The organism is Bartonella sp. AA168HLJHH, from assembly GCF_042197365.1.
Classification (GTDB): domain Bacteria; phylum Pseudomonadota; class Alphaproteobacteria; order Rhizobiales; family Rhizobiaceae; genus Bartonella.
In genome coordinates this window covers 1-7,641 of sequence record NZ_JBHIRS010000029.1, presented here as the reverse complement: position 1 = coordinate 7,641, position 7,641 = coordinate 1, and the positions used below count along the sequence as shown (strand labels likewise).

Annotated in this window: 5 protein-coding genes and 2 pseudogenes; all 7 read left to right on the top strand. The window is 42.2% G+C overall.

The window, feature by feature from the left end:
• The coding region (locus ACFINM_RS08930) for a hemagglutinin repeat-containing protein (protein ID WP_375641129.1) at positions 1 to 3,574 on the top strand (3,574 nt) is incomplete at its 5' end.
• Complete coding sequence (locus ACFINM_RS08925; protein ID WP_375641127.1) at positions 3,571 to 3,975, top strand: hypothetical protein; 405 nt, start codon at positions 3,571 to 3,573, stop codon at positions 3,973 to 3,975. The genes ACFINM_RS08930 and ACFINM_RS08925, both read left to right, overlap by 4 nt.
• A 15-nt stretch (positions 3,976 to 3,990) precedes the next feature.
• Positions 3,991 to 4,755, top strand: a complete 765-nt coding sequence (locus ACFINM_RS08920) for a hypothetical protein (RefSeq protein WP_375641126.1) — start codon at positions 3,991 to 3,993, stop codon at positions 4,753 to 4,755.
• A complete protein-coding gene (locus tag ACFINM_RS08915; protein WP_375641125.1) occupies positions 4,752 to 5,150 on the top strand; it encodes a hypothetical protein in 399 nt (132 codons plus the stop codon). Before ACFINM_RS08920 ends, ACFINM_RS08915 begins: the two co-directional genes overlap by 4 nt.
• Before the next feature lie 180 nt (positions 5,151 to 5,330).
• Entirely contained in the window at positions 5,331 to 5,807 is a 477-nt protein-coding gene (locus ACFINM_RS08910; protein WP_375641124.1) for a hypothetical protein, read from the top strand.
• A gap of 728 nt (positions 5,808 to 6,535) precedes the next feature.
• Positions 6,536 to 7,548, top strand: a pseudogene (locus tag ACFINM_RS08905) (hypothetical protein); the annotation flags it as partial.
• A pseudogene (locus ACFINM_RS08900) lies at positions 7,543 to 7,641 on the top strand (glycoside hydrolase family protein); the annotation flags it as partial. The pseudogenes ACFINM_RS08905 and ACFINM_RS08900, both read left to right, overlap by 6 nt.

Sequence of the window (7,641 nt, the reverse complement as noted above, 5' to 3'; positions counted from 1 at the left end):
CAAGGGTAATGTTGCTCTTGGCGCCCAAGGGGAGGTAACAATAGGGGTAAGAAACGATGAGATGGAGTATCATCTTCGCACCAAAAACACGAAAGTGGACATGCAAGCCTCTCATGCCGTTGGCTCTTCGATAAAATCGGGAGGTGACACCACTGTCATTGCAGGGCAGGATGGCAAACCGCATGATCTTAGCATCACAGGCAGTTCCATTGCTGCTGATGGCAAGGTGGGGCTGAAAGCCAGCAACCATGTCCTGATCAATAATGCAGAGGATAGCTTACATTATGAGATGTCGTACCATAAAGACGGTGGGGTGTTTAGTAGCAGCAAATCTGAGCATAACAAGATGGATGTGAGCCAAGTTGTGGGGTCAAGCATAACAGGGGGTGAAGGCATTGCCATTGATTCCGGAAACAACACGGAAGTTGTAGCCTCGATGCTCGTAGCCGGTAAGGCAGAGGAAAAGTCAGGAGAGAAAGCACTAGGAGATCAGAAAAAAGCGGATATTACTATTCACTCTGGGGGAAAGATTACTATCAAAGGCGCCCAAGAACACTTGGATCAGCAAGCACAATCGTCATCAAGTGGCTTTTTGCATGAGGAATCGTCCGATACATCTCAATCGCATACCACAACGGTCTCCTCTATCCTTGGGGCAACGGGCAACATCGTGTTAGACGCACAAGGAGAAGCCAAGATTTCTGCTTCTCATCTGCTTTCCGGTCAAGATATCAATGTGAGCGGAGAAAATGTGACGATTGATGGCATGCAAGATCACCATAAAAGCCATTCAGAGACCCATGAAACGGGTTTTGGTGTGGGATCAGGTAAGGGCTTTGTGTCGATATACGGGAGTGAGGGAAAGACAGAAAATGAAGAGAGTTTTGAGCATCAAGGTTCTTCTCTCAATGCGGATGGTACGATTAACATCACTGCCAAGAAAAAAGATGTGACAATTGTTGGCTCTGATCTTGCAGGGGAAAATGTTAATCTTACCGCAGCGCATGATGTGAATGTGCTTGTTGGTCATAATAGCCATAAGTCAAACTCTGTAGAAGAACGGGAAGGCTTTGGGTTTCAGTTTGAAAAGAGCAACAGCGGTGCTTCCTTGGGGGTTGGAATTGCAAGCGCCAAAGATACGGGCGATCAATGGGAAACCACTTCCACACAATCACACATCACGGCACGCCAAGATGTGCAGATTACTGCTGACAATGATGTAAATATGCAAGCAGCCATTGTTTCGGCAAATCGTGATGTCAACATTGATGCCGGCAATAATATCACCCTATCAGAAAGCTATGATACCTCTAACGCAAAAGAAAAGCATGAAAAGTCTTTTGCTGGTGTGACAGGCTCTGTCAATGTGGGCATTCTTGGTGCTGTACAAGATGTAAGGGATGCAGTCAAACGTTTTGGTCATGGGGATACAAAACACAAAATCGGCAATGGTCTTATTGCTGGTCTAAAAGGCTATGATCTCTATAGTAAAGGCAAAGGTCTTTATAATGGGATGAAAGGTGGAAACAAACAGTCTATTCGTGATATTGCTGATGTTTCTGCTAGCGTAACCGTGGGCTTTAAGACAGAGAAGGCAGAAGCCTCTGTTCAGACCTCTACCGCGGTAACAGGTACAATAGAAGCAGGACGCGCTGTTAATATGCAAGCCCACAAAGGTAGCATCCATGGTGTTGGAGCCGATATTATTGCTGGTACAAACCCGATACAAAGCAATGATGAACAGAGCGGGAATATCACCATGGGAGCAGGTAAAGATATCATCTTTGAAAGTGCGCAAAATACGCAAAGCACAGAAAACCACACGCAAAGCGCTTCAATGAATGTTGGGTATAGTTATGGTACCGGTGGTACAGGGTGGATGGGGAATGCTTCTTTTGGTAAAGGCAAGGGTTCCAGTGAGGAGGTTCACCAGAAGAACAGCCATATTATTGGCACCGGCACAGTTCACACAACGAGTGGGGCAAACACCACATTGGCAGGCGCCGTGGTTTCTGGAGAGCGTGTAGAAATGGAAGTAGGGGGTGATTTTGCCATTACCAGCCGCAGTGATACGGGACACAGTTCCAGCAAGCAAAACTCTGTTTCCATTGGGTATAATAGCCGAGAAAAGGATGGTACAGCCACAACCAATATTTCCTTGAACAAGGATAAATCCTCTAGTGATTATCATAGTGTTGTGGAGCAATCAGGCATCAAAGCGGGTGATGGTGGTTTTAAGATCAACGTTAAAGATAAAACAACCCTAACTGGGGGGCTTATTGCCAGCACCGCGCCGGCAGAAAAAAACAGCCTGACCACAGGAAGCATTAGCACCAGTGATATCAGCAACAGTGCCCATGCTAAAGCCAGCAGCCATGGGTTTAGCCTTTCTGGGAATGACACGATAAAAAACATTGCCAAGAATGTTTTAAATCACGGCAAAGCCAAGGATGGAGCAGAAGGGGAAACCAAATCTGCTATCAGTGATGGGACTATCATTCTTACTGATACAACTGGACAGAGGGCGATGGGGCAAGATGCTGGACAAATCATTGGCTCTCTCAACCGCAACACCGCAGCAGCACACCAAGCAGTAGGACAGCTAGATGTCGCATCGCTTGAGGGGGTAGTACATAATCGCGTAGATATGATCAATGATTTATCGGATGAAGGATTAGGATACTGGGACAAAGTGCGCGAAGTCGCAAATGTTAAAGAACATCCAGTGGGTGAGATTTTGCATGATGAAAATGGCAATGTCCTCTATTTAACCGATGAAAATGGAGAACCTATAAAAGACAGCGATGGAGAATATATTACTCTGTATCACTTTTTAAATGCTGAAGATGAGCAGTATTTACAAGCTGGCTCTGATGGCAACAGGCGTATGTTCTATAATGGTATTTTTAACACACCAGATGAAGCAGCCGGTAATGCTGTCCACTTAGCTGATAATGAACATGAACCCCTTTATTTTACATACCACCCACAAGCTAAAGACAGGCTCGTAGAGTACGGAGTAGCGATTTATGAATATTTTGGGAGATGGAGTAATTCGACCAAGAAGTTACAAGATTTTATCTATCGTTATGGCAATACAGGGGCGATTGTTAGTGCGCATAGCCGTGGTAGTTTGACAGTGGGCAATGGAATGCGTGACTTTGAACAGCGTGGCATTCACGGTATAGCAGAAAAAACAGATATCTATCTTTTTGGACCAGCTGATAACTCTCAATCAATAGCGAATGCACTCTATTATGTGAGTGATGGTAAAAAAGATCATATTTACTTACAAAACCATATATTCGATCCCATAGGTACAGGATTTGGTCACAATCCACCTACTGCTTATAAGGTACCCTTGAGGTTCCCTTATGCAATATTTCCACCAGCAACTCCAATGATAGAGCAAGGGGGAGCGTTCATCGGGCATAACCCTAGTACCCATAAGTGTTATGGTAATGCGGGGAAAAAATGTCAAGATAATTATGGAATACATCATAATGCAAAAATTTATGCACCTTATGCAATTTTAGATAATTTAGGTTTAGGTTATTTATGGAGAAAAAAATGAATACACTGTTTAAATTATTAAGTGGAATAGTTCTGTTAAGTATCTCTGGATGTGACATATCAAATATTGACAAACCTCCTCCAGGGGAAGTACATGGGTGGTTGAAGGCGGGAGCAGATTTTACTGAGATAGGAAAAGCCTTATTAGAATGTGGAATGCCGAGTCTTATCGATCCTGATTCAGAAAATAGAAACCTCAGTTTAAATCAAATGGCATCCATTGATGCTTGTATGGTCCAAGCAGGATTTCGTGATAGATACGGTGGTCCGTATTGGTGCTATAATTATAAAGACCTTCCCATTTGTCAGCCTGGTGCTGTCATCCCGAAGAGAAGTGTCGAAAAGCGCTTAAACAGCCCTTTTTGTAAAAGGTATAAAAATGCGGATGAATGCCAACCTTAAGTTTTGCTGTTTGTGATGATCAACAAACCGCCATCTTTGCCTTGGCTTGAAATGGCAGGATTGCTTCCTCACGCACATTATTTAACGCCTGAAGAACAACAGAATTTACAAAAAGGTTCTGATGGCAAGGTTCATGTTTTTCTCAATGGTATTTTTACAACACCAGATGACGCAGCCCATAATGCGGTTCAGTTGGCTGATAACAAGAATGATCCGCACTATTTTCTGATGTTCCCTCATAGCGATTCGTTCTTGGTAGAGTTGTTCATTGCAGGGTATCAGTATGCTCTAGAAGGTAAGTTGGGTATTTTGACCAATTCGACGAAGAAGTACCAGAATCTGTTGTATAGCCTTGGCAATATAGGATTGCATACTGATGCGCATAGCCGCGGCAGTATGACAGCGGGCAATGGATCGCATGATTTAGAAAAGCATGGTGTTCATGGTATAGCAAAGAAAACAACGATTAATTTCTTTGGACCAGCTTATAATACTCAAAACATGGCAGATACGTTATATATCTTAAGTGATGGAAAGCAGGATTACGTAAACTTGGAAAATCATAAAAATGACTTTGTGGGTACAAAGATTGGCAAAAATCCTTACACTTTTGAACAAATACCTCCTGGAAGTGGTCCCTGGAAAGGAGCATGGCAAATATTTAAGGGCTACCCCAGTGTCCATGATTGTTATGGACATCCAAGTGATGCTTGTACAAAGTTCTATGGATTACCTAATCGTACGCCAATTTATTCAAAATATTCAGGGAGGAAAAAATGAAACAAATCTTGAAATTATTAAGCGGAATAGTTTTGGTTAGTGTAGCTGGATGTAACATCGATAAGCCTCCTCCAGGGTATCTAAGTATGTGGGAGAAGTCTGGAGCAGATTTTACGGAGATAGGAAAAGCATTGTTAGAATGTGGTATGCCAACCCCTTATGATGTTTTTCCAGAAAACCAACAGCAGAGCATTAATGCTAAAGAAACAACTTATGCCTGCATGCTCCAAGCAGGATTCCACTATAAAGGGAGGGGTAACTGGTGTTATACTTTTAAAGAGAAAAACTTGCCGATTTGTCGTCCAGGTGCTGTCATACCACAGCGCAGTGTCAAGAAGCGCTTGAACAGCCCTTTTTGTACAAAGCATCCAGAACAACCTGAATGCGAGCCTTAAGTCTTGCTGTTTGTGATGATCAACAATCCGCTATCCTTGCCTTCTCTTGGAATGGCGGGACTGTTCCCTCAATCCATCATCTCAATATTGTTCACCGTTGTTTTAAGCAGCGGTGACAGAAAATATCAACAAGCTTCCGAGCTGTTTTATTGTAAAGAAACCCACTGAAGGAGGGGAATAATGAAGAAAATCTTAAAACTATTGAGTTGCATAGCTCTCTTAAATACAGCTGGATGTGTTAACCAACCTCCTCCATCAACTTTAGCATTATGGGAAAAACCAGGTGTCGATAAAGCGATGATCCAACAATCCTTATCAAAATGTGGTTGGAAACCGGTTTATGCTTCTTCTAGTGATATGAATTCGTATGCGAGTGAATTTGCCTCAGTTTATGAGTGCATGAAAAAAGCAGGTTTCCGGTATAAATTGCAAAATTCAAAAGGGCTCTATTTTACACAACCTCCCAAAAGTGGCTCATTCCTAAGCAATTTAATGATAGCAGGATATCAGCAATTTATGGACAATGACACCTTTGGTGTGACCAACAAAACGAAACAGGAACGGGCTTTACTAACGCATTTTGAGGATGAAAAAAAACGTCAGCAAAAGCAAAAAGCTTTACAAAAGCGATCACCAAAGCGTCCTCCCCATCGTTAAAAAGGTCGTTGGATAAAATCACGAATGAAGTAGGGGATCAAAGCCGTCTCCTTCTTTATTCAAGCGGATGACACTTTAAATAAGGCAGCATTCATGGTGTTGGAGCCGATATTATCGCTGGGACCAATCCTGTTTATGAAAATGGTGAGCAGAGCGGGAATATCACCTTGGGAGAAGGTAAAGATATCATTTTTGAAAGTGTACAAAACCAGCTCGTGGGTGTTGCTACAGCCCTTGGCTCTTAAGACGATTCATAAGAATCATTTTTACTCCTTTCTTCTATAGTTTTTACCCACACATCAGCCCCGCTTATGATGTGCAAGCAAGTGATTTTGATTGATTCAAGATAAACAGATTTGAAATGAGAGAATCCTACGTTATTCGGGAGGCTAATTCAATATAAATAACGCTAGATTATTATTATAAATCAATATTTTGTTATATAAAAAAACTAATCCGTAGGAGATTGTTGGAAATGTTGGAACTATCCTTGGTACTTTTGCTGGGCTTAGCAACATCAGAGCGAAAGAAAATATCGTACGAGTAGGGCAGCGAGATGGATACAAACTCTATGAGTATAACTACAGGGGCTATCCAGAGCGTTATCGCGGGGTGATGGCACAAGATGTTTTGAAGTCAAAACCTGAAGCTGTTTTCTTGCATAAGGCGATAGGTTTTGTGCATGTAGATTATAGCAAGCGTGGCTGTGAGATGGAAAGGGTGCAGTGATGGAACAAGAAAACACAAATTCTCTTTTAAAGTTGTTTGATCCAAAATTTTTGCGTCCTTTAATGTATCAGGTTATACCGCAGTTACCTAGATATTTATTGCAACAATGCTCGATGCCTCCAAGCACGCCGTTGGAAGGACGATACAAGCCAAGTTTTTTAGAACGGGCTGCTTGTCGCACAGACCCTTTTGATGCGAGCAATGGGGATAATACTCCGCAAAAATTGAGTCCTACAGAGCTTATTTGCGGTTCTCAAGCAGGGACAGAACAAGCTGGGAAAAAACGCCAGCAGAATTGATTATGTCTACAGATGATTTAAAGCGCCAAATGCCTCCATTGCCGGATGTTTCAAAGGATACTGTTAAGATACAAGAGGTACCAGAGCAACAAAAACATGATTTTTCAGAGCAGAGAGGTGTTGCATCAATGATTCCTCAATCTCCACTTGTTGGGAACATTGATCAGTCTAGTGGGGATGAAGCTGGGCGACAGCAAAAAAATGTGATGGATTATATTGCTCAACTTAATGAGAAATCTATAGCGGAAAACTCTTTGAAAAATGATTCTGGAAATGATGAGGAAAAGCTTTTTGATGCACCTATAGGAGAAGAAAAACATTTGAATGCACACTTACCAGAAGAGGAGCATTTAAAAGCAAGTGGTGATCTTGAACAAAAAACAGATTATATCAAGTCACTTGATAACTTTGTTCAGACAGGAGCAAATCCAAGTAGCTTATGGGAGCGTTTTAGAAAATCAGAATTTTCCGAGCATTTAATGGATTTTTTTGCAGAGCTTGCGTTAGGAAAGACACCACAAGAAAGTTTTTCAAATGCATCTATCCTTATGCGGCAGGGCAACAAGGAACGCGCACAACATAAACAAACTTTGCAATTTTTACGCTCTAAAGGGTATAGCGATGAAGATGCGCAAGCACTCACGCAATATCCAGATTTTGTCATGAAAATCATAGGCAGCACGTTAAGCTCTCAAGAAGGCTATAGAACACTACTTAAAAGGCTTAATCGGGGGATTATGAAGCGGTACCAACCGAATTGCAGAAATGGACCAAAGCGGGAGGCAAACGTTTACAAGGTCTCGTAC